Origin of the sequence: Gluconobacter sp. P1C6_b (genome assembly GCF_018811945.1) — a bacterium.
GTDB lineage: Bacteria > Pseudomonadota > Alphaproteobacteria > Acetobacterales > Acetobacteraceae > Gluconobacter.
This window is the reverse complement of record NZ_JACRVU010000062.1, coordinates 1-1101: the sequence shown is the minus strand read 5'-3', so window position 1 is coordinate 1101 and position 1101 is coordinate 1. Positions and strand designations below refer to the sequence as shown.

At 64.8% G+C, this 1101-nt stretch carries 1 protein-coding gene; it reads left to right on the top strand.

The features are described 5' to 3' along the window. A partial coding sequence (locus tag KP701_RS16110; RefSeq protein WP_215747910.1) for a recombinase family protein occupies positions 1-1101 on the top strand: 1101 nt, incomplete at both ends.

Sequence of the window (1101 nt, the reverse complement as noted above, 5' to 3'; positions counted from 1 at the left end):
CTGATGCGGCCCGGCATCCAGGCGCTGATCGCCGACGCACAGCGCGGACGGTTCCAGATCGTGCTGGCCGAGGCGATGGATCGCCTGTCCCGCGACCAGGAGGACATCGCCGGCGTCTTCAAGCGCATGAACTATGCCGGCGTGCGGATCGTCACCCTTTCAGAGGGCGAAGTCTCCCATCTCCATGTCGGCCTCAAGGGCACGATGAACGCGCTGTTCCTGAAGGACCTGGCCGAGAAGACCCATCGCGGCCTGCGGGGACGCGTGGAACTGGGCAAGTCCGGCGGCGGTAATGCCTATGGTTATGATGTCGTGCGCAGGCTCGACGCCAATGGGGAGCCAATCCGGGGAGACCGGACCATCAACATGGTGGAGGCAGAGGTCGTCCGTCGCATCTTCCGCGACTTCGCGGCCGGACTGGGGCCGCGCGCCATCGCCTTCCGCCTCAACGACGACAGCGTCTCCGCACCGGGCAGCGGGGCCTGGGGCTTCTCGACCATCACCGGCAACCGCGCACGGGGCACCGGGATTCTCAACAATGAGATGTATGTCGGAAAATTGGTCTGGAACCGGCAGCGCTTCATCAAGGATCCCGACACCGGCAAACGTCAGGCCCGACCCAATCCGGACTCCGAATGGGTGATTCAGGAGGTGCCGGAACTGCGGGTCGTCGATCAAGACCTGTGGGACGCGGTCAAGGCGCGGCAGGCCAGCGTCAGCGCCAGTCGGGACACGCGCGATACATCATCGCCCGACCATTTCCGCGAGAAGCGCCGTCCCCGCTACCTGTTCTCCGGCCTGAGCAAATGCGGCTGCTGCGGTGGCGGCTATTCGATGATCTCCGGCACATTGCTCGGCTGCTCGACAGCGCGCAACAAGGGCACCTGCGACAACCGGACCAATATGCGTCGCGACGAGCTGGAGCGGCGCGTGCTCGACGCCCTGCGTCATCATCTCATGGATCCGGCCCTGTTCGCCGAGTTCTGCACGGCCTTCACCAACGAGATGAACCGGCTGCGCATGGAAGCGTCGGCCGACATCGACGCAGCGAAAACAGAACTGAAGCGGGTCGAGCGCGACATCCAGCGCCTGATGGATCTC